Origin of the sequence: Afifella pfennigii DSM 17143 (assembly GCF_000688515.1) — a bacterium.
Lineage (GTDB): Bacteria > Pseudomonadota > Alphaproteobacteria > Rhizobiales > Afifellaceae > Afifella > Afifella pfennigii.
On record NZ_JHZK01000001.1, the window covers coordinates 154,845 to 178,204 of the forward strand.

26 protein-coding genes are annotated in these 23,360 nt (G+C 66.4%); 7 read left to right on the forward strand and 19 right to left on the reverse strand.

Going from position 1 to position 23,360, the window contains the following annotated elements; translation table 11 throughout:
- Window positions 1-91 precede the first annotated feature (91 nt).
- Window positions 92-1,450 (forward strand): MFS transporter, encoded by a 1,359-nt coding sequence (locus Q331_RS0100780; protein ID WP_026379096.1) that lies wholly within the window; start codon window positions 92-94, stop codon window positions 1,448-1,450.
- A gap of 43 nt (window positions 1,451-1,493) precedes the next feature.
- Here the strand turns inward: Q331_RS0100780 and Q331_RS0100785 are convergent, their stop codons facing one another.
- The 9 genes from Q331_RS0100785 to Q331_RS0100825 all read right to left on the reverse strand — a co-directional run bounded on the left by Q331_RS0100785 (window position 1,494) and on the right by Q331_RS0100825 (window position 11,253).
- Window positions 1,494-2,681 (reverse strand): CaiB/BaiF CoA transferase family protein, encoded by a 1,188-nt coding sequence (locus Q331_RS0100785; protein ID WP_026379097.1) that lies wholly within the window; start codon window positions 2,679-2,681, stop codon window positions 1,494-1,496.
- Window positions 2,682-2,724: 43 nt separating this feature from the next.
- Complete coding sequence (locus tag Q331_RS0100790; RefSeq protein ID WP_026379098.1) at window positions 2,725-4,035, reverse strand: TRAP transporter large permease; 1,311 nt, start codon at window positions 4,033-4,035, stop codon at window positions 2,725-2,727.
- Window positions 4,032-4,520 carry a TRAP transporter small permease gene (locus tag Q331_RS0100795; protein WP_034490559.1) on the reverse strand — a complete coding sequence of 163 codons (489 nt, stop codon included), beginning with the start codon at window positions 4,518-4,520 and terminating at the stop codon, window positions 4,032-4,034. The genes Q331_RS0100790 and Q331_RS0100795 overlap by 4 nt, the downstream gene beginning before the upstream one ends.
- A 103-nt stretch (window positions 4,521-4,623) precedes the next feature.
- Window positions 4,624-5,640, reverse strand: a complete 1,017-nt coding sequence (locus Q331_RS0100800; protein ID WP_169738455.1) for a TRAP transporter substrate-binding protein — start codon at window positions 5,638-5,640, stop codon at window positions 4,624-4,626.
- Between the two features lie 41 nt (window positions 5,641-5,681).
- Window positions 5,682-6,599, reverse strand: coding sequence for a MaoC family dehydratase (locus Q331_RS0100805; RefSeq protein WP_026379101.1), 918 nt, complete (start codon window positions 6,597-6,599; stop codon window positions 5,682-5,684).
- A gap of 13 nt (window positions 6,600-6,612) precedes the next feature.
- Window positions 6,613-7,266: a DAK2 domain-containing protein gene (locus Q331_RS19340; RefSeq protein ID WP_169738456.1), complete on the reverse strand. Its 654-nt coding sequence runs from the start codon at window positions 7,264-7,266 to the stop codon at window positions 6,613-6,615.
- On the reverse strand, window positions 7,263-8,252 hold the full coding sequence (locus tag Q331_RS0100815; RefSeq protein ID WP_026379102.1) for a dihydroxyacetone kinase subunit DhaK: 990 nt from the start codon (window positions 8,250-8,252) through the stop codon (window positions 7,263-7,265). Before Q331_RS0100815 ends, Q331_RS19340 begins: the two co-directional genes overlap by 4 nt.
- Before the next feature lie 123 nt (window positions 8,253-8,375).
- On the reverse strand, window positions 8,376-10,115 hold the full coding sequence (locus Q331_RS0100820) for an acetolactate synthase catalytic subunit (RefSeq protein ID WP_051630262.1): 1,740 nt from the start codon (window positions 10,113-10,115) through the stop codon (window positions 8,376-8,378).
- Window positions 10,116-10,167: 52 nt separating this feature from the next.
- A complete protein-coding gene (locus tag Q331_RS0100825) occupies window positions 10,168-11,253 on the reverse strand; it encodes a LacI family DNA-binding transcriptional regulator (RefSeq protein ID WP_169738457.1) in 1,086 nt (361 codons plus the stop codon).
- A 528-nt stretch (window positions 11,254-11,781) separates the two neighbouring features.
- On the opposite strand from Q331_RS0100825, the gene Q331_RS0100830 reads away from it, so the two are divergent.
- Window positions 11,782-12,486 carry a Crp/Fnr family transcriptional regulator gene (locus Q331_RS0100830; RefSeq protein ID WP_026379105.1) on the forward strand — a complete coding sequence of 235 codons (705 nt, stop codon included), beginning with the start codon at window positions 11,782-11,784 and terminating at the stop codon, window positions 12,484-12,486.
- A gap of 61 nt (window positions 12,487-12,547) precedes the next feature.
- Here Q331_RS0100830 and Q331_RS0100835 read toward each other — a convergent pair whose 3' ends face one another.
- From Q331_RS0100835 to Q331_RS0100860, 6 genes are all read right to left on the reverse strand, one after another.
- Window positions 12,548-12,835, reverse strand: coding sequence for a hypothetical protein (locus Q331_RS0100835; RefSeq protein WP_026379106.1), 288 nt, complete (start codon window positions 12,833-12,835; stop codon window positions 12,548-12,550).
- 3 nt (window positions 12,836-12,838) lie between these two features.
- On the reverse strand, window positions 12,839-13,405 hold the full coding sequence (locus tag Q331_RS0100840; RefSeq protein WP_051630266.1) for a cytochrome c oxidase subunit 3: 567 nt from the start codon (window positions 13,403-13,405) through the stop codon (window positions 12,839-12,841).
- Window positions 13,402-15,159 carry a nitric oxide reductase activation protein NorD gene (locus Q331_RS0100845; protein ID WP_245615479.1) on the reverse strand — a complete coding sequence of 586 codons (1,758 nt, stop codon included), beginning with the start codon at window positions 15,157-15,159 and terminating at the stop codon, window positions 13,402-13,404. The genes Q331_RS0100840 and Q331_RS0100845 overlap by 4 nt, the downstream gene beginning before the upstream one ends.
- A gap of 188 nt (window positions 15,160-15,347) precedes the next feature.
- Window positions 15,348-16,154, reverse strand: coding sequence for a CbbQ/NirQ/NorQ/GpvN family protein (locus Q331_RS0100850; RefSeq protein WP_026379109.1), 807 nt, complete (start codon window positions 16,152-16,154; stop codon window positions 15,348-15,350).
- Window positions 16,151-17,530 carry a cbb3-type cytochrome c oxidase subunit I gene (locus tag Q331_RS0100855; protein ID WP_026379110.1) on the reverse strand — a complete coding sequence of 460 codons (1,380 nt, stop codon included), beginning with the start codon at window positions 17,528-17,530 and terminating at the stop codon, window positions 16,151-16,153. Before Q331_RS0100855 ends, Q331_RS0100850 begins: the two co-directional genes overlap by 4 nt.
- A 10-nt stretch (window positions 17,531-17,540) precedes the next feature.
- Window positions 17,541-17,993: a c-type cytochrome gene (locus Q331_RS0100860; RefSeq protein ID WP_026379111.1), complete on the reverse strand. Its 453-nt coding sequence runs from the start codon at window positions 17,991-17,993 to the stop codon at window positions 17,541-17,543.
- A gap of 302 nt (window positions 17,994-18,295) precedes the next feature.
- On the opposite strand from Q331_RS0100860, the gene Q331_RS0100865 reads away from it, so the two are divergent.
- From Q331_RS0100865 to Q331_RS0100885, 5 genes are read left to right on the forward strand one after another with little or no spacing between them, the layout of a single operon-like run.
- Window positions 18,296-18,544, forward strand: a complete 249-nt coding sequence (locus Q331_RS0100865; RefSeq protein WP_026379112.1) for a hypothetical protein — start codon at window positions 18,296-18,298, stop codon at window positions 18,542-18,544.
- The gene (locus tag Q331_RS0100870; protein WP_026379113.1) at window positions 18,541-19,014 is read left to right on the forward strand and encodes an Lrp/AsnC family transcriptional regulator; all 474 of its coding nucleotides are present in this window, start codon (window positions 18,541-18,543) and stop codon (window positions 19,012-19,014) included. Before Q331_RS0100865 ends, Q331_RS0100870 begins: the two co-directional genes overlap by 4 nt.
- Window positions 19,011-19,499 (forward strand): siroheme decarboxylase subunit beta, encoded by a 489-nt coding sequence (ahbB, locus tag Q331_RS0100875; protein ID WP_026379114.1) that lies wholly within the window; start codon window positions 19,011-19,013, stop codon window positions 19,497-19,499. Before Q331_RS0100870 ends, ahbB begins: the two co-directional genes overlap by 4 nt.
- A 3-nt stretch (window positions 19,500-19,502) precedes the next feature.
- Window positions 19,503-19,628 carry a hypothetical protein gene (locus Q331_RS24255; RefSeq protein WP_281173870.1) on the forward strand — a complete coding sequence of 42 codons (126 nt, stop codon included), beginning with the start codon at window positions 19,503-19,505 and terminating at the stop codon, window positions 19,626-19,628.
- Between the two features lie 8 nt (window positions 19,629-19,636).
- Window positions 19,637-19,879, forward strand: a complete 243-nt coding sequence (locus Q331_RS0100885) for a hypothetical protein (RefSeq protein ID WP_026379115.1) — start codon at window positions 19,637-19,639, stop codon at window positions 19,877-19,879.
- A gap of 203 nt (window positions 19,880-20,082) precedes the next feature.
- Here Q331_RS0100885 and Q331_RS0100890 read toward each other — a convergent pair whose 3' ends face one another.
- From Q331_RS0100890 to Q331_RS0100905, 4 genes are all read right to left on the reverse strand, one after another.
- Window positions 20,083-20,436, reverse strand: coding sequence for an ArsC family reductase (locus tag Q331_RS0100890; protein ID WP_026379116.1), 354 nt, complete (start codon window positions 20,434-20,436; stop codon window positions 20,083-20,085).
- Between the two features lie 102 nt (window positions 20,437-20,538).
- On the reverse strand, window positions 20,539-22,119 hold the full coding sequence (guaA, locus tag Q331_RS0100895; protein WP_026379117.1) for a glutamine-hydrolyzing GMP synthase: 1,581 nt from the start codon (window positions 22,117-22,119) through the stop codon (window positions 20,539-20,541).
- A gap of 59 nt (window positions 22,120-22,178) precedes the next feature.
- Window positions 22,179-22,640 carry a GNAT family N-acetyltransferase gene (locus Q331_RS0100900; RefSeq protein WP_034490560.1) on the reverse strand — a complete coding sequence of 154 codons (462 nt, stop codon included), beginning with the start codon at window positions 22,638-22,640 and terminating at the stop codon, window positions 22,179-22,181.
- Window positions 22,641-22,978: 338 nt separating this feature from the next.
- The gene (locus tag Q331_RS0100905) at window positions 22,979-23,344 is read right to left on the reverse strand and encodes a hypothetical protein (protein WP_026379119.1); all 366 of its coding nucleotides are present in this window, start codon (window positions 23,342-23,344) and stop codon (window positions 22,979-22,981) included.
- Window positions 23,345-23,360 lie beyond the last annotated feature (16 nt).

Below are 23,360 nucleotides of genomic sequence, written 5' to 3' on the forward strand. Positions count from 1 at the left end.
CGGGCGCCGACAGACGCCGCTGTTGCGCGACGACATCGGTCTTGATGGCGGCTGGGCGACGCGATACCCAAGCGGCAGAGGTGAAGACAGCGTGCTGAGCGTTCTCTCCAACCGCACCTACCGGCACCTCTTCGCCGCACAGGTGCTTTCCCTCCTCGGCACCGGGCTGACGACGGTGGCGCTCGGCCTTCTCGCCTACGAGCTCGCCGGCGCCGATGCCGGGCTCGTCCTCGGCATCGCCTTCACCGTCAAGATGCTCGCCTATGTCGGCCTATCGCCCATCGCCGGCGCTCTCGCCGGCATGCTGCCGCGGCGGGCTTTGTTGGTCTCGCTCGACCTTCTGCGCGCCGCCATGGTGCTGTTTCTGCCCTTCGTCACCGAAATCTGGCAGATCTACCTTCTGGTCTTCCTGTTTCAGTCCTTCTCCGCCGCCTTCACGCCCACCTTCCAGGCGACCATCCCCGACGTGCTTGCCGACGAGAAAGCCTATACCGAAGCCTTGTCGCTTTCCCGGCTCGCCTACGACCTTGAAGCGCTGCTAAGCCCCCTTCTGGCCGGGCTCCTGCTCACCGTTCTCAGCTTCCACTGGTTGTTCGTGGGCAACGCCATCGGCTTTCTCATCTCCGCGGCGCTCGTCGTATCGGTGGCCTTGCCGGCGTTCGGCCGCGTGGAGGAGCGCAGCTTCGCCGCGCGCGTGACGCGCGGCGCCTGGATCTATCTGCGCACGCCGCGCTTGCGCGGGCTTCTGGCGCTCAGCGCCGCCGTCTCGGCGGCCGGCGCCATGGTCATCGTCAACACGGTGGTCATCGTCCGCGACGGTTTCGGCGGCTCCAACGCCGATGTCGCGCTGTTCTTCGCCGCCTATGGCGCCGGCTCCATCCTGGTCGCGCTTATCCTGCCGCGCCTGTTGGCACGCCTTGAGCCGCGCCCGGTGATGGTGACGGGCGGTTTGATCCTGCCGGCGGCGCTGATGATGGCCGGTGCCACAGGCGGCTACGGGCCGACGCTCGCACTATGGGCTGTGCTCGGCGCCGGCGCCTCGCTGGTGCAGACGCCGGCGGGCATTCTCTTGCGCCGCTCCTCCCACGCGCAGGACCGTCCGGCGCTGTTTGCGGCGCAGTTCGCGCTCTCTCACGCCTGCTGGCTCTTCGCCTATCCCGCCGCCGGCTGGCTCGGTGCGCGCCTGGGGCTGGAGAACACCTTCGCCATCCTCGCCGTGATCGCGGCCATCGGCACCTCCGTCGCCTTGCTCGTCTGGCCTCGCCACGATCCGGAGGAGATCGAGCACGAACACGCCGAGATGGAGCACACCCATGGGCCGGGCGATGATGACCATCACGCCGCCGGCCTCGTCTGGTCGCAGACGGGAACGGGGCGCCACCGCCACCACCCGCTGCGCCATACCCATCGCTTCGTCATCGACGACCACCACCCGCTCTGGCCGCGATGAGCTTGGGGGGGCCGCGCGCGCGAGCCCCGCCACCCTTCCTGGCTCAGATGGCGTTCGCCTCGCGCAGAGCGGCGATCCGCGTCGGATCGTAGCCCAGCCAGTCGTGCAGAACCTCGTCCGTGTGCTGACCCACGACGGGGGGCGCGTGACGCAAGGTCCCGGGCGTCTCCGACAGCTTGATCGGTATTCCGGCCATCTTCAGCGTGCCATAGGCCGGATTGGTGACCTCCATGATCTGGTCGCGCGCTTTCAGCTGCTCGTTGTGGAACACCTCCGCGATCGTATCGACGCGCGCGCAGGGAATGCCGGCCTCGTCCATCCGCTTCACGACTTCCTCCACCGTATGGCGGCCGGTCCAGGCCGAGACGATGGCCTCGACCTCCTCGATACGGCCAAGCCGCTCGCTATTGGAGGCAAAGGCGGGGTCCTGGAGCAGATGGTTCTGCCCGATGGCCGCGGCGAGCCTTGGAAACAGGCTGTCGCTGCCGGCGTTGATATGCACCCAGCGGCCATCCTTGCACTGGAAGTTGTTGGCCGGCGTGGAGTAGCGGTCGCGGCTGCCGACGCGGGTCAGTTCGTGCCCCGTCAAGGCGTATTCCGGCAGCGCCGTCATCAGGAGCGAGATGGTGCAATCGAGCATGGCAAGGTCGATCAACTGCCCCTTGCCGGTGCCGTGCCGCGCCTCGACGGCCGACAGGATGCCGATGCAGCCGTAAAGCGACGTCAGATAGTCGACGATGAAGGTCCCGGCGGGGAGCGGCTTGCCGTCCTCTTCCCCCGTCAGTTCCATCAGCCCGCTGCCGGCCTGGGCGATCGCGTCGAAGCACGGACGGGCGCTCCACGGTCCCGTCTGACCGTAGCCGGAGACCCGCAACAGGATGAGACGTTCGTTGAGCGCGCGCAGCGTCTCCCAATCGCATCCCATCTTTTCCAGCGTTCCGGGCCGGAAGTTCTCGATGACGATGTCGGCCTCGGCAATGAGCTCGCGCAGCAGCTTCTGTCCGTCCGGGCTGCGGAAGTTGAGGGTGATCGCCCGCTTGTTGCGATTGTAGACCAGCGTGTAGATCCCGTGCTCGCCCTTGCGGGGCGGAAGCAGCCGGGTTTCCTCGCCCCGGCCGGGGCTCTCCACCTTGATGACGTCGGCCCCCATATCGCCGAGGATCATGCCGCAATTGGGCCCTGCGATATAGCGGGACAGGTCGAGCACTTTCAGACCATGCAAAGCTTGCATCGTTGCATCCGTAATTGTCGCGAAACAGGAAAGGCGGCGTTCGTCAGCGCCCGAACACCAGGCTTGGGAGCCAGGTGATGGCCTCCGGGACGAACATCAGGAACAGGCACACCAGCAACAGCGCCCCCACGAACCAGGACACGGTCCCGATGGCGCGTGTCAGGGGAATGTCGGCGATACTGCAGCCGATGAGAAGCAGCGTGCCGACCGGCGGCGTGCACGCCCCGATGAGAGAGACCATCACGATGATGACACCGTAATGGATGGGATCGAAGCCGAGGCTGACGCCGATCGCGGCCAAGGGCGCGCCGAACATGATCAGCATCGCTGTGACGTCGAGCACGAAGCCGAGGACGAACAGAAGCAGCAGGATGAGGGCGAAATAGACGAACCGGTTGTCGCTGATGAGCGCCAGATTGCCGAGCAGCCAGTTCTGGAAGTCGTTGCGCGTCAGGATGTCGGAGAACAGCGTCGAAAAGCCGATGATCGCCATCACCACCGCGGTGAGGATGGCGGTGCGATAGGCCACGTCGTAGATATTGCCCCAGGTGAGCGTGCGATAGAAGAACAGGCCCGCCACCAGCGCGCAGGCCACCGCCAACACGCCCGCCTCCGTCGGCGTGGCGAAGCCGCCGACGATACCGCCGACGATGATGAGCGGAATGATCAGCGCGATGGACGCGCCGCGCACCGCAAGCAGCAATTCCTTCCAATAGGGCTGATCGTCTGGCCGCGAAAAATCGGACACCCGGAAGTCGTAACCTCTGACCCGGCCGACGATGTAGGAGACGGTGATCAAGGCGAGGCCGAACAGGATGCCTGGGATCATGCCGCCGAGGAAGAGCTGGCCGACCGACAGATTGGTCAGCGACCCGTAAAGCACCATCAGAATGCTGGGCGGGATCAGCGCGCCGATGGTGCCGGAGGTCGCCGTGACGGCGACCGCGTAATCGGCGTCGTAGCCCGCCTTCTTCATCGACGGGATGAGCAGCGAGCCCATCGCCGCGCTATCGGCGGTGATGGATCCCGACACGCCGGCGAAGATCATGCTGGACAGAACGTTCACATAGGCGAGCCCGACCCGGAAGAAGCGTCCGACGAGCACGTCGGCGAGCTTGACGATGCGCGCCGTCAGGCCGCTCGCGGTGCACAGCTCGCCGGCGAAGATGAAGAAGGGAATGGCCAGCAGCGTGAAGGAATCGATTCCGGCGAAGAACTTGGAGGTCACGATATAGGCGATCAGCGTCGGGTCGATGGCGATGATCAGCATCGAGGACACGGCGATGGCGAAGGCAATCGGCATGCCCAACACCAACAGCCCGAAGAAGCACAGAAATAAGATCGCGATCATCATGGCAGCAGCTGTCCGCCTTCGTCCTCCGGTTCCCTGTTGAGCAGGACGCGCACCAGGGCCGGCACCGTTTCAAGGATCATCAGCGCCCCGCAGATCGGTATCGCCGCGTAGACGTAGGACATCGGCAATTGCATCGCCGCGGAGAGCTGGTCGAAGTTCCACTGGATCATCTGGATCCCGTAATGGATGAGGATGCCCGCCAGGATGAGCACGCCGATATGGCAGATGGCGGTGGCCAGGCGGCGCTGCAGCGGCGGCAGCACGTCGCGAACCATCGTCATGCTGAAATGCGTGCCCAGATGCAGGGCGACGCCGATGCCAAGGCAGGTGATCCAGAAGTTGAGGTAGCGGCTCACCTCGCCGGCCCAGTAGACGCTGGGCAGGAAGGGAAAAAGACGTGCCAGCGTCGCGGCGAAGGTGACCGCGGTCATCGCCAGGAACAACAGCACGATCACCGGCTTCAGGATTCGCACAATGTAGGACAAGGTCTCCGCTCCCTTCCGTGCGCTTGCCGCGGCTCACGGCCGGCGGCATCGGCGCGCGTCGGCACGGCGGCGGGAACGCGCCCGCCGCCGCCCGCAACAAGGCTTACTGCGTCGCCAGGACCGCCCGCGCCTTGGCGAGCAGATCGACCGCGCCCGGCCCGATGCTTTCGGCGTATTCGTCGGCGAAGGGTTCAAGGACGGCGCGGAACTTCTCCGCCTCGCCCGGCGCCAGCTCCACCACGGTCAGCCCCTCTTCCTTCATCGTCGCCAGGACCTCGTCGTTGGAGGCCAGCACGTCGCCGAGCATGATGTCGGTGGAGCGCTTGCCGGCGTCGCGCAGGACCTGCTGATACTCCTCCGGCAGCGCCTGGAAGTAGTCGAGATTGATGGCCAGGTAGCAGGGATTCACGATGTGCTGCGTCTGCACATAGTAGGGCGCCACCTCGAAGAACTTGTTGTTGTAGGTGGTGCTGGGCCCCGATTCCATGCCGTCGGCGACGCCCGTCTGCAGCGAGGTATAGGCCTCCGTGAACGCCGTCGGCGTGGGCACGGCGCCAAGCGCGCGCGCCATGCCGACATACATCGGCGCCTCGGGAATGCGCAGCTTGTAGTCCTTCATCTCCTCCAGGGTGTTGAAGGATTCCACCGAATTGATGTTGCGCGGCCCCTCATAGCCGAAGCCGAGGATCTCGTAGCCCTTGTCGTTGGCCAGGGCGTTGATGTCGTCGATCAGCTCCCAGGTGACGACGTTGATGTCCTCCATCTTGGGATAAAGGAACGGCACCTCCAGCATGTAGAATTCCTGGATGAAGCGGCCGAGGCCGCCGCCGCCGCTCATGACCATTTCCAGCGTGCCGCGGCGCACGCCCTCCGACGCCTCGCGCTCGTTGCCGAGCTGGTTGTTGCAGAAGACCTGCACGTCGATATCGCCGTTGGTCCCCTCCTCCACGTAGGACGCGAAGTTGTGCGTCTGCACGCACATGGGATGGTTCTCCGGGTAAAGGTTCGACAGCCGGATGGTGTAGGTGGCGGCCTCCGCCGGCATCGTGGCGCTTCCCACGACCACCGCGGCGAGCGCCATCGCCATCAACCCGCTCGATGTTCTCGCATCCTGTCTCATGGACATTCTCCCTTTTCGACTTTGCTGTCCGACGACCGGGCTCACACCCGGCATTTGGCCCATCCCACCGAGGTGATGGCGCCTTCCTCGTTCTCGATCCAAACGTCGAGAGCGACCTCGCGAGCGTCCCTGTCGATGGACTTGATCACCGCGCGCGCGGTCACGACGTCCTTCCAGAAGACAGGTTTCAGGTAGATCATCTTGATCCACCCGCCCGTTAACCACGACTTCCCGAATAAATTCGACAACATCCCCGCCGCCCAGCATGTGGTTTGCATGCCCTGAGCAAGCGTCGTCGGAAATCCCGCTTCCTTCGCGAAATTGTCGTCCGTGTGAATATTGTGGTAGTTCTTGCCGCCCTGCGAGAAGACGGTCATCTGGTCCTGCCGGGCGACCTTCCGGACCGGCGCGATCGGCGTGCCTTCTTCCAGCCCCTCGTTCCAGCGCGCCGCCACCGCGCGCTCGGCCGGCCAATGGGGCTCGACCTTGTCGCCGGTCGGCTTGCCCTCGCCGCTTCCCAGCCGCACATTGTCCGGCACGCGCATGATCTCGGTGCTGATCTGGCGCACGATGCGCGTGCCGAATTCGTCCTCCGCATAGGTATCGAAGACGGTGTAGCCCTTGCCACGCTTCATGTATTTGTCGGTGTACTTGCCGACGAAATTCAGCGTGCTGCCCCGCGGCGCCGGGTTGTAGAAGAAGATCTCTTCCTTCTGATGCAGGCCGACGACGGCGTTCGGGTCGTAGCGCTCAAGAAACAGCGCCACCAGATCCTTGGCGATGCCCTCGCTGGGCGCGATCGGCTGGGCGAAATCGCCACCGCCGTCCCGGTACCAGTCGCGGTAATCGTCGAGCGCGAAGGCAAGGCTGTTGATGTAATGGTCGTCGACCGTGACGCGGGCGCGTATCTCCTCGTCGAGGATGACGTTCTCGTAACTGGGGAAAATCTTCTCGCTCACTCTTCGCTTCCTTTCAGCGCGCCACATCTCTCGTCGTCTCGCCCGCGCCCGGCTCGCCGGCCGGCAGCGCGACATCGACCATCAGCGCCAGGGCGAGCATGCCGGGATCGTCCAGGCCGACGCTGCGTTCGGCGAAAAGCCGCGCCCGCCCGACCTGGCAGGGCCGGTCGCGAAACGCATCCAGCGTCGAGGTCATCGCCTCCCGCGCGGCGGCCTGCATCGCGGCCGGCTCGTCCAGCCCGTCCAGGGCCTGCGCCAGGCCATCCAGCCCGTCGAGCACCGTCTTCTCGCCAAGAGAGGCCCGGCCGCGCGCGGCCATGGCGTCGCGCGCCGCGGCGCAAAGCGCGGAGATCTGCGACCACGGCAAAGCCTCGCTGCCCCGGCTCTCGCGCGCGGCGGTCAGCAACGCCGTCGCCAGCAGCGTTCCAAGGCTGGAACCGGTCGCCGCGCTCGCGGCGCGGGCCAGCTGGCCGAAGGCCTGTCCGACATCGTCTTGGGTGGAAAGGTCGACCTCGGCCATCCGCTCCACGACGCGGGCGACCATGCTGCCGGTGTCGCCGTCGCCCAGCTTGGCGTCGGCTTCGTTCAACCGGGCTTCCAGCATGTCCGCGCGATCGCGCAGCCGCGCCAGAGCAACCGCGAGGTCGGCGACCGCGAGCCCGCTCACGGCACCCTCCAGAACGGGCATTCGGCCGGGGCGGCAAGAAAACCGGCGAGCTCGTCATCCAGGAAGCACAGGCTGATGGAAACGCCGGCCATCTCCATGGAGGTCACGAAGGGCCCGACCAGGGGACGCTCGATGGAAAACCCCGCGGCTTCCAGCTTCTGCGCCGCGCATCGGTAGACGATGAAGAGCTCCTCCAGCGGCGTCGCGCCGAGGCCGTTCACCAGGATGGAGACGCGCTTGCCGGCATCGGCCGGGGCTTCTGCGAGCAGCCGCTCGATCATCTCCGCACAAAGCGCGTCCGCCGGGCGCATCCGGTCGCGCCACAGGCCGGGCTCGCCATGAATGCCCATGCCCATCTCGATCTCGTCCTCGCCGAGCGTGAAGGTCGGCTTTTCCGCCGTCGGCAGCTGGCAGGAGGAAAGGGCAAGGCCGATGGTGCGGGTGCGCGCGACGGTTCGGGTCGCGATCGCGGCCACCGCCTCCAGTTCCGCGCCCGTCGCGGCTGCCGCTCCGGCCGTCTTGTAGGCGTAGATGAGCCCGGCGACGCCGCGCCGCTTTTCCGCCTGCGCGGCATCGGCGCTGGCGATGTCGTCGGTGCCGAGAACCGTGGCGGTGGCGATCCCGTCCTCCGCCAGGAGGTCGCAGGCCATGTCGAAGTTCATCCGGTCGCCGCCGTAATTGCCGTAAAGGCACAGGACGCCCCGGCCGCCATCGGCGGCCCGGATGGCCTCTTCGCAGCTCTGGACATTGGGGCCTTCGAAGACGTTGCCGATGGCGCAGCTGTCCAGAAGGCCGGGCCCGACATAGCCGGTGAACAGGGGCAGATGTCCCGATCCGCCGCCCGAGGCGATGCCGACGCGCCCTTGCGGCGAGCCGGATGCGCGCCGCACGACCCGCCCCTCGCGGCACAGCGAGGGATGCGCGGCCACGAGCCCGTCGAGCATCTCCTCGACGTAGTTCTCGGGATCGTTCATCAGTTTCTTCATGGGCAAGGCACTTTCCTCACAACGGGACTTTTCGGGGCAGTACGGGACGGTTCGCTGCCCCGCCGGCGCGCCGGCAAAGACAACGGGACGTCCAGATCGAGCCGGATTTTTCGAAAGAGCGGCTTAGCTGTTCAGGCTGTCCTTTCCCTCGAAGATGGTGACGGGCGGATAGGCGCGCTCATCGGTGATGACGTCGATCACCGTGACTTCATCGGCGGCCAGGGCGGCTTCCAAAGCGGGCGCGAAATCGGCCGCGCGCTCCACCGTGACCCCGTTGCAGCCGCAGGCCCGGGCGATCGCCGCATGGTCGACCGGCTCAAAGTCGCAGGAATCGGAGTAGTCGTTGAACATCGTCTTCTCGGCGTGCTTCTCGTAGCCGAGGATTTGATTGTTCAGCACCGCGACGACGACGGGGGTGCGCATGCGCCTGGCCGTCTCCAGCTCGCCCCAGACATGGGCGAAGCCGCCATCGCCGACCAGGCAGAAAACCGGCGCGCCCGGCCGCGCCACCTTCGCCCCGATGGCGTAGGGCAGCCCCCAGCCGAGCCCGGCCAGGCCGCGCGGCGTCACGAAGCGCATCCCGGCCTTGCGCGCGACCAGGAAGTTCGCCACCCAGATGGAGGAATAGCTGGCGTCCGAGACGACGATGGTGTCGGGGGTCAGCCGCGCATCGAGATCGCGCATCAGCCGCTCCGGGCGCAGCGGCGACTGGTCCAGATCCAGCGTGTCGGCCAGCTCCTTCTCGTAGGCGGCATGGCCGGCGGCGATCTTCTTCTCCACATCGGCCCGCGCCGCCTGGCGCTTGGACAGATCGCATCCGCCGAGCGCTTCCTTCAGCGCCTCCAGCGTGGCGCGCGCATCGCCGAGGAGGCGCACATCCGCCTCGTAGTTGCGGCCGATCTCCTGGCCGTCGATATCCAGATGGATGTAGGTCGCGTCCGGCGGATAGAGGCTCCAGCTGTCGGTGCCGTTCTGATTGGTCCGGTTGCCGACGAGAAACACCACGTCGGCCTCGCTCACCATCGAGCGCAGATGGCGCGTGCGCCCTCTCGTGCCCATGAAATAGCCGACCACGCCGACCGACAGCGGATGGGTTTCGTCGACGGCGCCCTTGCCCATCACCGTGGTGGCGACCGGCAGGCCGGCGCTCTCCTGCAGCGCGGCCAAGACATCGGCGGCGCCGGAGGCGTGGATACCCCCGCCCGCGATCACCAGCGGCGCGCGCGCTCCCGCCAGGAGATCGGCCGCCTTGGCGATCGCCTGCGGCTCGGCCACCGTCCGATCCAGAGGAAAATGGCCGAGGCTGGCGCGGCGCGGGGTGACGGCCTGCGGCGTTTCCAGGAACATGTCGATCGGCACGACGAGGACGGCCGGGCCCGGCCGGCCGGAGGCGGCCGCGGTGAAGGCCATGTCGACGTAATCCTCGACGCGATCGGCTTCGCTCACCCGCCTCACCCATTTGGCCGCGCCCTTGAACAGGTCCAGATGGTCGAGCTCCTGGAAGGCGTTGCGGTCGACCTGCTTGCGGTGCACGTCCTGGACGATGGCGACCACCGGGATCGACGCTTTCAGCGCCTCGGCCAATCCGGCGACCAGAAGCGTCGCGGCGGGGCCGTTCTGACCGATGACCACCGGCACCTTGCCGCTGAGCCGGGCATAGGCATCGGCCATCGCCGCGCCGGCGTTCTCGGTGCGGTAGCCGATTTGGCGCAGGCCGAATTCGGGCGCCACGACGCACAGCGCGGCGGGAATGCTCTGCCCGAAAATCACCTCGACCCCGTGCCGGCGCAGCGCCCCGGCGAGCCTGTGGGCGACGCTACCCTCCACAATCGAGTGCCGTTTTTCGGTACTCCGCACATGCATCGAACGCTCTCCAGTATGTCTCGATTTCAAGTTGCGATAGGGCGCGTGCCGCTCAGCGCCGCCGCGGCGGCACGCCGGCGCTCCCGCGCACGATGAGCTGCGGCGGCAGGACCACCGATCTCGGCAAATCGTCGGGCCCTTCGTTGATGCGGCGCAGCAAAAGACGCGCGGCCATGGCCCCCGTCTCGTGCTGCGGGAAATGCACCGTCGTCAGATTGATGAGGGGGTGGGCCGACATATGGATGTCGTCGAAGCCGATGACGGACACCTCGTTCGGAACCGCGATGTCCAAGTCGCGCAGCGCCCCCAACACGCCGAGCGCCATGAGATCGTTGCCGGCCACGATCGCCGTCGGCCGGTCGGAAAGCGCCATGAACTGCCGTGCGGCGATCGCCCCCGATTCCTGGGTGTAGTCGCCCTGGATCACCAGCGCCGGGTCGGTATCGCCGCCTGCCGCGGCGATGCCGCTCAAGTATCCGTCGAACCTTGCCTGCGCGGCGGTGGAGGTGTTCAGCCCCTTGATGTAGCCGATGCGCCGGTGCCCGAGGCCGGTCAGATAGTCGACCGCCGCGCGCGTGCCGGCCGCGTTGTCGATCCCCACATAATCGGCCTGCCACTGATCGTTCATCCGATTGACGGTAACCAGGGGCAGGTCCGAAAGGCTGATGGCCCGCGCTTCCATGTCGTTGAAGATGTGCGAGACCAGGATGAGGCCATCGATGTCGCGATCGATCAGGGCGCGGACATAGGCCATCTTCTTGTCCTGCTGGAAATCGGTGTTGCACAGGACGAGGCTGGTGCGGTTGGCCCACAGGATCTCTTCGGCCCCGCGGACGATCTTGGGCACCACGGGGTTCTCGATATCGCCGACCACCAGCCCGACGGACCAGGTCCGGCCGGTTCGCGAGCTGAGGCCGCGCGCGGCGGCGGAAGGGCGGTAGCCGAGCTCCACCGCGGCGCGCTCCACCGCCTCGCGCGTCTGCGCCTTCACATGCGGCTTGCCGGCGAGCGCATTGGAGACCGTCGCGGTGGAGACGCCGCAGGCGCGTGCGACATCGCGAATGGTCGCGCGCCGACGGCCTTTCGCCGACGCCGCCGGCTCGCGTGATCCTTGTCTGCCTGTCTCTTCGCCGGACACGATGCCCGCCTCGACCTCAAACATTAAACGATTTAATTTCATCGTAGTGTTACGAATAATTCCATGTCAAGACAATATTTAAATCGCTGATTTAAAAGGATTATTTGAAAGATTCATCGCGCAAAGCAAATACTAAACGTTTTAATTTTTGACCTAAAATTTTTAAGGTTCGGACGCCGGCGATGGCCGCTTGCCCGCCCGGCGCGCCGCGCCCCGATCCGCGCCGTGATGGCTTTGCCTGCTTGCGTTTGGGACTGTCCGGGTGCCAAGCTCCTCTCCGACCTCCGCGACTGCTAGAGCGTTGGAAACGATGCTCTTCGTTGCCACGCTCACCGCTTGGGGCTCGCTTCCTCCGGGCCGGAAAAAGGAACTGAGGAGAATGGACGATGGCCGCCACAGGGCGAACGGTCTGCAGGCGGCGCTCCGGCGTCGACGGAGCGCAGCTCGCGCGTGCCATGGAGCGGGTTCTTGCGCCTGCGGCCCGCTCCTTGCGCCACGATTGAACTATGGCGCGGCGCAGGCGGGGCGATGACACCCGACCACGTCGCCATCGCGCGCCAATCGCTTCTCCTTTCGACGGTTCCTGAAGAAGCCCGCGAGACGCTGATCGCCGGCGCGCGGATATGCGAGTTTGCTCGCGGCGCCACGATATTCCTGCAAGGCGAGCACGCCGCCGCGATCTATATCGTCGCCGAAGGCTGGGTGAAGCTCTTCCGCATCGCCCCGCAGGGCAGCGAGGTCATTGTCGGCGTTTTCACCAAGGCCAGCAGCTTCGGCGAAGCCGTCGCCTTCCGCAACGATGTCTACCCCGTCTGCGCCGAGGCCGCCTCCGATTGCACCCTGATGCGCATCGAGGCTTCGGCCTTCTTCCGCCTCATCTTCGACAAGCCGGAAATCGCCATTGCGATCTTGTCCGCCACCTTCGCCCATTTGCACCAGCTGGTCGCGCAGATCGAACAGCTCAAAGCGCAGACCGGCGCCCAGCGCGTGGCGGAGTTCCTGCTTCAGCTCTGCGATGGCGAGGCGGGAAGCTGCACCGTCATGCTTCCCTACGACAAGGCGTTGATCGCCGGCCGCCTGGGGCTGCAGCCGGAGAGCCTGTCGCGCGCCTTCGTCAAGCTCCGCAAGCACGGCGTCACCATCCGTCAGAACCACGCCAGCATCGCCGATATCGACGCGCTGCGCCATTACGCGCTGGAGGATCCGGCCCTGGCCTGGAACCGGGCGCCCTGAAGCCTTCGCACAGCGCCATGGGCGGCGCCGGAGCCCTCATCGCCTCTCTCTTCGCCTTGCCTCAACCCAGGCCGTAGACCGCCGGGATGAGATAAAGCGCCGCCAGCAGCAGCCCGTAGGCCGCGAGCGCGATCTCAAAGCCGCGTCGCCAGAACGGCGCGGCGGCAAGACCGAGATAGGCGGCCAGGATCAACCGCGCCTTGAGCCAGGCCAGGACGAGGATGGCGATGCCGGGGATGGCGAGCATGCCTGCCGGGCGCCCGCCTTCCACCGCCATCGCCAGGAGCGTGGAGGCAAGGCAAAGCGCCATGAGCCAGGTCCAGGCGCGAAGAAGCGGGTCCTGCCGCATCGCTCAGCGCAACAGGTAGATGACCGGAAAAAGGATCACCCAGACGAGGTCGACCATGTGCCAGAAGGCGGTGCCGACCTCCAGATTTTGGGGGCTCGCCTTCCAGCCGACGAGGCTGAGGATAACGATCCCGGCGAGGACATGCGCGGCGTGAAAGCCGGTGAGCAGATAGTAGAAGGTGAAGAAGGGATGGGTCTCCAGGAAAAGCCCGGCGCCGATCGCCTCGGCGTATTCCAGGCCCTTCACCAAAAGGAAGACGCCGCCCAACGCCATGGCGAGCGCAAGCAGCGCCCGCACCTGCCGCGGCCGCCCGGCAAGGCAGGCCCGGCTCGCCCGGGCGGCGAAGAAGCCGGAGGTGACCAGCACGAGCGTGTTCACGCCGGCGGCGGCGCGGTGCAGTTGGTCCTGCGCGTCCGCAAAGCCGGCCGGGTCGGAGAGCCGCACGCTGAGGAAGGCGGCAAGCCCCGCCCCGAAGACCAGGAGCTCGGAGACGATCAGCACCCACATCATCAAATCGCCGGGCAGCTGCTCCAAAGGCTCCGCGGCCAGGCCCTGCGGGGGCGCGCTCATGCCCCGACCAGATGCCGGTAGATTTCCGGCAGGGCGCTGGTCAGGCGGTCGGGATGGGAAATCTGCGCATAGCCGCCGCGGCCGAAAAGGCGCGCGAACCAGGCCTTGGCATCGCGGTCGACGGTGATGCCGAAGACCGCGTGCCCGGCCCGCCGCGCCTCGCGCACCGCCATGGCGCTGTCCTCGATGCCGTGCCGGCCCTCGTAATGGTCGAGGTCGTTGGGCTTGCCGTCGGTGATGACGATGAGGAGCCGGCGCTTCTTGTCCTGTGCCGCGAGCTCGGCCGAGGCATGCCGCATGGCGGCGCCGAGGCGGGTGTAGAAGCCGGGTCTGAGGGCGGCGATGCGCGCCTCCACCCGCTCGCCCATCGGCTCCGCGAAGGTCTTGCAAGCAAGCACATAGACCCGCTCGCGCCTCAGCGAGGAAAAGGCGTTGATGGCGAAGTCGTCGCCGCAGGCCTCCAGCCCCCAGGCAAGCGCCGTCAGGGCTTCGCGCTCGATATCGATCACCGAACGCCCGCAGACCGCGCTCTCGGTGGAGCGCGAAACGTCGAGGAGGATGGAGACGGCCAGACTGCGCGCCTGCGGCCGGCTCTGCCGCCAGACCCGTTCGCTGGCGAAGCCTGTCGCCGACATCTCGGCGCGCGAGCGCACCGCCGCCTCCATGTCGAGCTCCTCGCCGTCAAGATGCCCGGCGCTCTGCACCCGTCCCGGCCGCAGCGCCTCGAACTGCCGCCTGACCGTGCGGATGCGCCGGGCTGCGGCGATATCCTCAGGCGGGCAAGGCGCGCTCTCGTCCGGCTCCACGAGGCTTGCCAGCACTCTGACATGGGCCGGCAGATAGGCGCCGGCGCGCGCATCCCATTCCGGATAGGTGAAGGTGTCGGAAAGGGCGTCCCTGTCGACGTCTTCCGGCGCCAGGTCGAGATGCAGCTTGAGGAGCGTGGCCGGCGCCTTGGAAACCTGGCCGAGCCCGATCTCGTCCTGATCGTCGGCGGCCTTCCTGGCGTTGTCGTGCTCGTCGTCCTCGATCCGCCGGTTCAGGTTGATGAACTCCGCCCAGCTCAGGATCGCCTCGAATTTGTGCAGGATGAAGCTGTCCTTGCGCTCCGCCTGCTCCGAGCGCTGCCGGCGGGCCCGCTTGACGCCGCTCTCGCCTTCTTCCGGCGTGCCTTCGGCGGGCCGGCTCTCCACCTCGCTCGGCGCCGAGCGCGTCAGCGGGCGAACCTCGATCCACATCGGCACCGGCAGGAAGGGGCGGTAGCCGCGCGGCGCGCGAAAGCCGCCGATATCGCCGGCGCGGCAGGCGGCGAGCATGTCGCCGGCGGCGCCGTCCGGCTCCTCGCCTTCGCCGAGAAGATGGCGAATGAGCGTCTCAACGGCGCGTTCGCAGGCGGGAAGATCGCGCCGCGGCCGGAGCGCGACACAGGCGGCGCTGAGATCGCGGTGAAGCGCGGCAAGGCCGGGCGCTGCGGCGAGCGTCGCCCGCCTCGTGGCAAGGGCGGAAGCGATCGCCGCCAGATCGCCTTGCAGCGCATCGGCATGCCGCAAGGGACCGGCGGCATGGGGCGCGGCCGCCGCCAGCCACAGATAAAGGGCGACATTCGCCTCGCGCGCCGGAAACACGGCGAGGGCTTCGGGAAGCCGCAAGGCCTCCCCGTCGAAGCTTGCGCGCGGCACCAGCTCCGCCTCCGTGCCGAGGCGGCGCAACGCCGACAGCCGGTGGCGGCTGTGCTCGCGCGCCGCCGGTTTCACTTCGACGCTCGGGCTGCCTCCAAGACCGCGAAAAAGAACTGCCAGCCGTCCCGCGACCTCTTGGAGGTCGACGCGGGCCCCCTCATGCGCCTCGGGCGCATCGAGACGACTGGCGAAAGCGTGCCACAGTTTGCCGACGCTTTCTTCAGGTTCCCATGGCTCGAAGTCGATCCTGTCCAAGGCCAGCCTCACCCATAGACGGCCATGGCAAGATCGAGCAGCCCGCATTTGACCTCCGCATCGTCGGTCAGGGGCTCGATCATCGCCGCCAGGACGGCGCGATCGACCGGCATGCCCTGCGCGATCAAGGTCGCCGCATAGACCACCAGGCGCGTGGAAACGCCCTCCTCCAGATCCTGGCCCTTCAGGCCGCGCAGCTTGTTGGCAAGCCGCACCAGCGACTTGACCCGTTCCTCCGCCAGCCCGCTTTCATGTGCCACCACCGGCACTTCGTGCTCCGGTGCCGGAAAGTCGAACTCAACCGCGATGAAGCGCTGGCGGGTGGAAGGCTTCAGCGTCTTCAGGATGTTCTGGTAGCCGGGATTGTAGGAGGCGACGAGCATGAAGCCGGGCGCCGCCACAAGCTCCTCGCCGGTGCGGTCGATCGGCAGGATACGGCGATCGTCGGTGAGCGGATGCAGCACCACCGTGACGTCCTTGCGCGCTTCCACCACCTCGTCGAGATAGCAGATGGCGCCCTGGCGCACGGCGCGCGTCAGCGGCCCGTCGACCCAGACCGTCTCGCCGCCCTTCAAGAGATAGCGGCCGATAAGGTCGGCGGCCGAAAGATCGTCGTGGCAGGCCACCGTGAACAGCGGCAGCGCCAGCCGGCTCGCCATATGCGTCACGAAGCGCGTCTTGCCGCAGCCGGTCGGACCTTTGAGCAGCACCGGCAAACGGTTGGCGTGGGCCGTGGCGAAGACCTCGCACTCATCCGCTTGCGGCAGATAGAAGGGGGCGTCCGCCCCCTTCCCGATCGCGAAGGGCGCGTTCATTGCGCCGGCTCCGTGCTGGCCCTGACGACGGGGCCGGGCTTCACGACTTCGCGGCCGGGCACCAGGATCGCATAAAGGAAGAGGAAGACCCCGAGAACGACGGCGAGGCCGGAGCCGAAGCGCATCCAGAAGAAGATGCTGAGCTGATCCTGCACCTCCATGTAGTTCATGCCCAGAACCCGCTGCAGATGCGTCTGCACGGTGCCGGCGAAGGTCAGGGTAACGGTCATGAAGACCATACCGCCGCTCATCAGCCAGAAGGAGGCCATATTGAGCACCTGGTTGAAGGGATCGCGGCCTTTGAGGATCGGCATCATGTAGGTGAACATCGCCAGATTGAGCGCAACATAGGCCCCGAAGAAGGCGAGATGCCCGTGCGCGGCGGTGATCTGCGTGCCGTGGGTGTAGTAGTTCACCGGATGCAGCGTGTGCAGGAAGCCCCACACGCCGGCGCCGAAGAAGGCGAGCGTGGCGCAGCCGAGGCTCCAAAGCAGCGCCGCCTTGTTGGGATGGTTGCGCCGGCCTTTCCACACCATGACGAAGGCAAAGCTCATCATGGCGAAGAACGGGATGACCTCAAGCGACGAGAAGATGGTGCCGATCCACTGCCAGTAGCCCGGCAGCCCGATCCAATAGTAATGGTGGCCGGTGCCCAGGATGCCGGAGAAAAGGGCCGTCGCGACGATGACGTAGAGCCACTTTTCCACCACCTCGCGGTCGACGCCGGTGAGCTTCAGCATCAGGAAGGCCAGGATGGAGGCCATGATCAGCTCCCACACGCCCTCCACCCAAAGATGGATGACGTACCACCAATACTGCTTGTCCAAGGCGAGGTTCGCCGGGTTGTAGAAGGCGAAGAGGAACAGCAGGGCGAGCCCCCAAAGGCCGAGCAGGAGAATGTTCGCCACGGCCGTCTTGCGGCCCTTCAGCACCGTCATCGTGACGTTGAACAGGAAGATGAGGGCCGCGACGACGATGCCCACCTTCACCCATTTCGGCTGTTCCAGGAACTCCCGCCCTTCCTTGCCGAGCAGGAAGTTGCCCTCGAACAGGTTGAAGAGATAGGTGACGACCACCCCCGCGGTGCCCACCACCAGGATGAGAAGCTGGATATAGGCCAGCGCCGGGGAGTGAATCTCGCGCTCCGCTTCCTCCGGGATGAGGAAATACGCCGCGCCGAAAAAGCCCGTCAGCAGCCATACGACCAGGCTGTTGGTATGCAGCATGCGCACGATGTTGAAGGGCAGGACCTCGGAGAGGAAATTCGGCTGGACGTAGATATATCCGAGGACAAGGCCCATCAGGACCTGCACCGTGAACAACGCCAAGGCGACGTAGATGTAGGCGAGCGCAATCTTCTGCGACTGGTATTTCATGACGGTCTCCTCAGCCCGCGTCGTTCGGCGGCCAATCCTGGGTGCGGATCTTGGACGTCCACAGAAGGAAGTCGGCGAGTTCGCGATATTCTTCGTCGGTCAGCTCGAAGAAGGGCATCTGGCGACGGCCCTCGATGCCGCTTGGCATCGCCTGCATCCAGCCCTTCAGAGCCTCGTAGGCGGCTTCCGGATCGTCCTGGACGCCCCATCGCACCATCACGTTGCCGAGCTCCGGGGCGAAATAGGCCCCCTCGCCCAGGATCGTGTGGCAGTTGATGCAGGCGTGTTTTTCCCACAGGTGCTTGCCGGCGGCGACGCTATCGGTCAGCTCGGCGCGATTGGTCGAGGTCGTCACGACGTAATAATGGCTATGCACGGATAGCCCGATGAAAATAACGATAAAGAATATCGACCCGCCGTAGAAAATATTACGGGCCATACTCTTGGTCATGACTTCGCGCATAGGCCAATCCCCCTGCGGCGCAATTGGTCGTGGCGCAAGCTTTACGGAAGCGCGGGCGAAGTGCCTTAACCAAAGTCAACTGCTGGCGAAATCCGCGACAGTTCAGAACGCCTCCACAAGACGCGCGCTGGGAAAACCGCGGCGCGGCGGTCATGTCGTCGCCACCTGCGAGGCGGAACGGGCTCTCCGGGGGTAACGGCCTCAACCTCGGCCCGCGCCGGCGGACCTAACGAAAGTCAAGGAGCCGCGTTGCGCCCTCGCGCACAATCTCCCGCGCCTCACCGGCGTGTTGGAGAAACCCAGTGACATTCCCTTGCACCCGCGAGCTGGGCTACGACCGCCTGAACGCCTTCATCACCTGCGGCTCTACCGTCGGCATACCGAACTGGGGCAGGTCGGGCGCTCTGAGCGGGCTTGAGCTGGTGCCCTCGCCTTTCGCCAGCCTCGCGACGGCACTGCCGGAGCTCGCAGGCGCCCATCGTGAAACGCTCTTCTCCACGCGCTGCCTCACGCAGAAGGCGGCGCTTCATCGCCGCAAGGCCGCCATATGATCGCTTGGCCGCTTCCCCCGGACACGCTCGACGAGACCGATCGGCGCATCCTCGACGCGCTGCAGGAGGGCTTTCCTCTGACCTCGCGCCCCTTCGCGGCGGCCGGCGCGGCGCTCGGCCTGGCGGAAGGAGAGATGATTGAACGTATCGCCGCCCTGCGCGAGATGGGCGCCATCACCCGCTTCGGCCCCTTTTTCGACGCCGCCGCAATGGGCGGCGATTTCTGCCTGTGCGCCATGGCGGTTCCTGCCGGGCGCTTTCAGGAGGTCGCCGCGCTCCTCAACCGTCGTTGCGAGGTGGAGCACGCTTGCGAGCGCAGCCACGCCCTCAACATGTGGTTCGTCCTCGCCGTGGAGACGGCCGACGATATCGACCGCCTCGCGACCGAGATCGAGAGCGAGAGCGGGCTTGCGATCCTGAGGTTCCCCGAGCTTGCCGCGTTCTTCGTCGGTTTCGGGGTGCGCGCATGAGCATCGACGCCATCGATCGCCGGCTCCTCGCCGCCACCCAGGCCGGCCTGCCGCTGACGCCGGAGCCCTATGCGGAGCTCGGGCGCTGGCTCGACCTCGGCGAAGAGGAGGTGATCGACCGGCTGGCTTCCATGCAGGCGCGCGGCGTCATTCGGCGTATCGCGCTGGCGCCCAACCACGACGCGCTCGGCCTCCCCGCCAACGGCGTGAGCGTATGGGACGTTCTCGACAGCGAGGTGGAACGCCTCGGCCCGCAGGTCGGGGCGCTCGCCTTCGTCGGCCACTGCTGCCTGCGCCCCCGGTTCCTACCGCTTTGGCCCTACAACCTCTTCGCCATGCTGCACGGCGCCGGGCGCGAGGAGGTGGAGGAAAAGCGCGCCGTTATCGCCCGCCTCCTCGGCCCGGCCTGCCGTGGCCAGGACATCCTCTATTCCACGCGCATCCTCAAGAAGACCGGCATGCGCCTGAAGAAGACGGAGCCTTGAGCGATGCTTGCGCGCACCCGTTACGTGAAGGGGCCGGCCGAGCTGGCGCCGATCGGTGTCCATGGGGCGGCCGGCGAAATCGTCGCGGGCGCGCTGATGGATGCCGCCTCCGCCGGGGTCGTCGCATGAGGCGCGCCATGGGCTCCGCTTCGCCCGGCGGCGGCACGCCGCTCTGGAAGCTCTTCCTCCTGCTTTACCCCTTCACCGCCGCGGCGGTGGCGGTCAATCTCTTCATGCTGTCGCTGATGTGGCAGCCGCTCGGGCTGCCGGTTCTTTCCCCGCTGGCGGCCATTCTAGGCTCGTCAGCCCTCGGCTTGCCGGCGACGTGGCTCGCCGCCCGCTGGGTCCGCCACCTCCTCACCGCAGCGGACAAGAGTTGAGTGCAAGACGGTGGCAGGCTCACCCGTGACGCGCCCTTGCGCCGAGCTGCGAGGCAAGGGACCATCTGCCTCTACACTGTCTGAGCGCACGACACCGAGATCGTGTTTCCCGAGCGAGATTTCCGCTGGCAGGCACGGCCAAGGCGGTCACCCAGGCCCCTTTCGGAGTCAGTCCCGGCATGGTGCGAGGCGGGCAGGATATATCACCGGGGGTCGAAGAGCACGGCGTAGCGCTCCGGCTTGAAGCCGACCTCGACCCCGTCGCCGTTCTCCAGAACTGGCCGCTTGATCATCGAAGGTTGCGCAAGCATCAGCGCGATAGCCTTGTCCTCATTCAGCTCCGCCTTGGCGTCATCGGGCAGCTTGCGGAAGGTGGTGCCGGCCTTGTTCAAAACCTTCTCCCAGCCGGCCGCCGCGCACCAGCGCCGCAACGCCTCCGGCGTAACACCGTCCTTCTTGTAATCATGGAAGGTGTAGGCGACGCCCTGGCTGTCGAGCCAGGCGAAAGCCTTCTTCATCGTGTCGCAGGACTTAATGCCGTAGATGGTGACGGACATGGATCGCTCCGCAGCTGTCGTCGCCAACCGCCCTCGCCTTCAGGCTCCGGGCATGCGCTGAATTCAGTTCACCGGATCGGGCCCCGGCGATGATGACGTTCCTCACTCCCACTCAATCGTGCCGGGGGGCTTCGACGTCACGTCGTAGACGACCCGGTTGATGCCCTTCACCTCGTTGATGATGCGGGTGGCGGCAGCGCCCAGAAAATCCATGTCGAAATGGTAAAAATCCGCCGTCATGCCGTCGACGGAGGTGACCGCTCTCAGCGCGCAGACATAATCGTAGGTGCGCGCATCGCCCATGACGCCAACCGTTTGAACGGGAAGCAGCACGGCGAAGGCCTGCCAGATGGCGTCGTAGAGGCCGGCTTTCCTGATCTCGTCGAGATAGATGGCATCGGCCTTGCGAAGGATGTCGAGCTTGGCGCGCGTCACGCCGCCGGGACAGCGGATGGCAAGGCCCGGCCCCGGGAAGGGATGGCGGCCGACGAAGCTCTGCGGCAGGCCGAGTTCGCGGCCGAGCGCGCGCACCTCATCCTTGAAGAGCATCCTGAGCGGCTCCACCAGCTTCAGGTTCATGCGCTCCGGCAGGCCGCCGACATTGTGGTGCGACTTGATGGTGACAGAGGGCCCGCCGGTGAAGGAGACGCTCTCGATCACATCCGGATAAAGCGTGCCCTGGGCGAGGAATTCGGGCGAACCAAGCCCGTCGGCGGCGATTTTCTTCGCCTCCGCCTCGAAGACCTCGATGAACAACCGGCCGATGGTCTTGCGCTTGGCCTCCGGGTCGGCCTCTCCTTCAAGCGCGGAAAGGAAGGTCTCCTCCGCCTCCACATGCACCAGCGGGATGTTGTAATGGCCGCGGAAGAGCGAGACGACCTCCTCCGCCTCGTGCATGCGCATCAGCCCGTGATCGACGAAGATGCAGGTCAGCTGCTCGCCGACCGCCTCGTGCACAAGCACGGCCGCGACGGCCGAATCGACGCCGCCGGAAAGCGCGCAGATGACGCGCCCCTCGCCCACCTCCTCGCGGATGCGCGCGACGGCCTCGGCGCGGAAGGCGGCCATCGTCCAGTCGCCTTTCAGGCCGGCGATGTTGTGGGCGAAATTGGCGATGATGCGCGCTCCGTCCGGCGTATGCACCACCTCCGGGTGGAACTGCACGCCGTAGAGCCGGCGCTTCTCGTCGGCGATCGCGGCGAAAGGCGCGCCGGACGAGGTGGCGATGACCCGAAAACCTTCCGGTATGGCGCTCACCTTGTCGCCATGGCTCATCCACACCTGGTGACGGCTGCCCTTTTCCCAGACGCCCGCAAAGAGCGGCGTCTCGTCTTGAATGTCGATGAAGGCGCGGCCGAATTCGCGGTGGTCGGAAAGCTCCACCTCGCCGCCGAGTTGCCGGCACATCGTCTGCTCGCCATAGCAGATGCCGAGCACCGGCAATCCCGCCTCGAAGATCGCCTGGGGCGCGCGCGGCGCCTCAGCCTCCGTCGTGCTCGCCGGTCCGCCGGAAAGGATCACCGCCTTCGGCCGCAGGCGCTGGAGCGCCTCCTCGGCCTTCTGGAAGGGAACGACTTCCGAATAGACGCCCGCCTCGCGCACCCGGCGGGCGATGAGCTGGGTGACCTGCGAGCCGAAATCGACGATGAGGAGCGTGTCGTGCTGAGCGGAGGGAGCCTTCATCGCACCGGCTTTAGGCCGATGCGCCGCCCATCACAAGCAGCCAGCGCGCCGGAGCGGCCTCATTCCAAGAAAAGCTTGTAGCCGCGATGCGTGGGGACAAAGCCGAGCCGCTCGTAGAACCGGTGCGCCCGCTCGCGCGCGACATTCGTGGTGAGCGCGATGGAGACGGCGCCGGCCTTTCGCGCCTCGGCGATGGCAAAACGCACCATCTCCTCGCCGATGCCACCCCCGCGGAGCGCCGGATCGACCTGAACCGCCTCCAGGATAGCCTTCAGGGCGCCGCGATGCGGCAGCGAATAGCGAAGGCCGAGCTGGAAGGTGCCGACGAGCCGTCCGTCCCGCTCGGCGACATAGAGCGTTTCCTCCGCGCTCGCCGCAATCGCGTCGAAGGCAGCCTCATAGGCCGGCAGAAGCGCCGGATCGCTGGTATCCCCGTGCCCGCCCAGGCTGTCGGCCGCGAAAAGGCGGATGAGGCTTTGAAGGTCGTCCCGCCGCGCCGAGCGAATCGCAAGAGGGCTCATCGTATCCAAGCCGCCTCCAAGCCGTTGTCAGCAGATGATCGCCGCAATACCACAGCGCCGCCACGTTTTCGCCGCAATGACGCCATGCGCCCGCCATCGGCCGAAGAAAACATCTTCGCGCTCGGCGGCGTGCTCACGGCCAATTGCGGTTCAAGCCAACACCGCCGATGCTTTCAGGAACGAACGAGATGGCATCTACTCCGAAGCCGGGCCCGAAAGACCCCAAGGGCGGCAAGGGCGGCAAGAAGTAGGCTTTTCAGCCCATTGATGTCGATGACGGCCATCCTTCGGGGTGGCCGTTTTTTTGGACGCGGCATTCGGCGCGCGCCAACAGAACTTCAGGCGTTGGCCCCACTCGGCCGCGCGCGCTTCGCCACCATCTCCGCCAGCCCGATAGCGAGGATGGCGACGACGACATGTCCGCCCCAGAGGAGCCATTGCGCCTCGCCGAGCCCCATGCGCTGCTGCGCCAGCCCGAGCGCGGGCACGAGCGCGCCGGCCAGAAAGGCGACGACGGCGATGGCCGTGGAGCGCGTTAGCGCCATCGCCGCAAGCCCGAAAAGCGCCAGCACGAAGAGCCAGCCGGCGGCCATGTGCGCGACCAGGGGCACGGCGTAAAATCCGGCCCACCAAAAAAGCCCCAAGACAAGGGCAACGACGCCGAAGCCGCGCGCGGCGAGCGTCAGGATCCTGCTCAAGGTCATGGCAACTCCCCCTTGG

Bases quoted from the DNA above. Each gene is read 5' to 3' on its own strand.
- Q331_RS0100820 (WP_051630262.1), bottom strand. From the start codon at position 10,115: ATGCATGTGCGGAGTACCGAAAAACGGCACTCGATTGTGGAGGGTAGC.
- Q331_RS24255 (WP_281173870.1), top strand. From the start codon at position 19,503: ATGCTTGCGCGCACCCGTTACGTGAAGGGGCCGGCCGAGCTGGCGCCG.
- Q331_RS0100870 (WP_026379113.1), top strand. From the start codon at position 18,541: ATGATCGCTTGGCCGCTTCCCCCGGACACGCTCGACGAGACCGATCGG.
- Q331_RS0100815 (WP_026379102.1), bottom strand. From the start codon at position 8,252: ATGAAGAAACTGATGAACGATCCCGAGAACTACGTCGAGGAGATGCTC.
- ahbB (WP_026379114.1), top strand. From the start codon at position 19,011: ATGAGCATCGACGCCATCGATCGCCGGCTCCTCGCCGCCACCCAGGCC.
- Q331_RS0100835 (WP_026379106.1), bottom strand. From the start codon at position 12,835: ATGCGGCAGGACCCGCTTCTTCGCGCCTGGACCTGGCTCATGGCGCTT.
- Q331_RS0100885 (WP_026379115.1), top strand. From the start codon at position 19,637: ATGGGCTCCGCTTCGCCCGGCGGCGGCACGCCGCTCTGGAAGCTCTTC.
- Q331_RS0100840 (WP_051630266.1), bottom strand. From the start codon at position 13,405: ATGAGCGCGCCCCCGCAGGGCCTGGCCGCGGAGCCTTTGGAGCAGCTG.
- Q331_RS0100785 (WP_026379097.1), bottom strand. From the start codon at position 2,681: ATGCAAGCTTTGCATGGTCTGAAAGTGCTCGACCTGTCCCGCTATATC.
- Q331_RS0100800 (WP_169738455.1), bottom strand. From the start codon at position 5,640: ATGAGACAGGATGCGAGAACATCGAGCGGGTTGATGGCGATGGCGCTC.
- Q331_RS0100900 (WP_034490560.1), bottom strand. From the start codon at position 22,640: ATGAGCCCTCTTGCGATTCGCTCGGCGCGGCGGGACGACCTTCAAAGC.
- Q331_RS0100905 (WP_026379119.1), bottom strand. From the start codon at position 23,344: ATGACCTTGAGCAGGATCCTGACGCTCGCCGCGCGCGGCTTCGGCGTC.
- Q331_RS0100830 (WP_026379105.1), top strand. From the start codon at position 11,782: ATGACACCCGACCACGTCGCCATCGCGCGCCAATCGCTTCTCCTTTCG.
- Q331_RS0100850 (WP_026379109.1), bottom strand. From the start codon at position 16,154: ATGAACGCGCCCTTCGCGATCGGGAAGGGGGCGGACGCCCCCTTCTAT.
- Q331_RS0100890 (WP_026379116.1), bottom strand. From the start codon at position 20,436: ATGTCCGTCACCATCTACGGCATTAAGTCCTGCGACACGATGAAGAAG.
- guaA (WP_026379117.1), bottom strand. From the start codon at position 22,119: ATGAAGGCTCCCTCCGCTCAGCACGACACGCTCCTCATCGTCGATTTC.
- Q331_RS0100855 (WP_026379110.1), bottom strand. From the start codon at position 17,530: ATGAAATACCAGTCGCAGAAGATTGCGCTCGCCTACATCTACGTCGCC.
- Q331_RS0100860 (WP_026379111.1), bottom strand. From the start codon at position 17,993: ATGCGCGAAGTCATGACCAAGAGTATGGCCCGTAATATTTTCTACGGC.
- Q331_RS0100790 (WP_026379098.1), bottom strand. From the start codon at position 4,035: ATGATGATCGCGATCTTATTTCTGTGCTTCTTCGGGCTGTTGGTGTTG.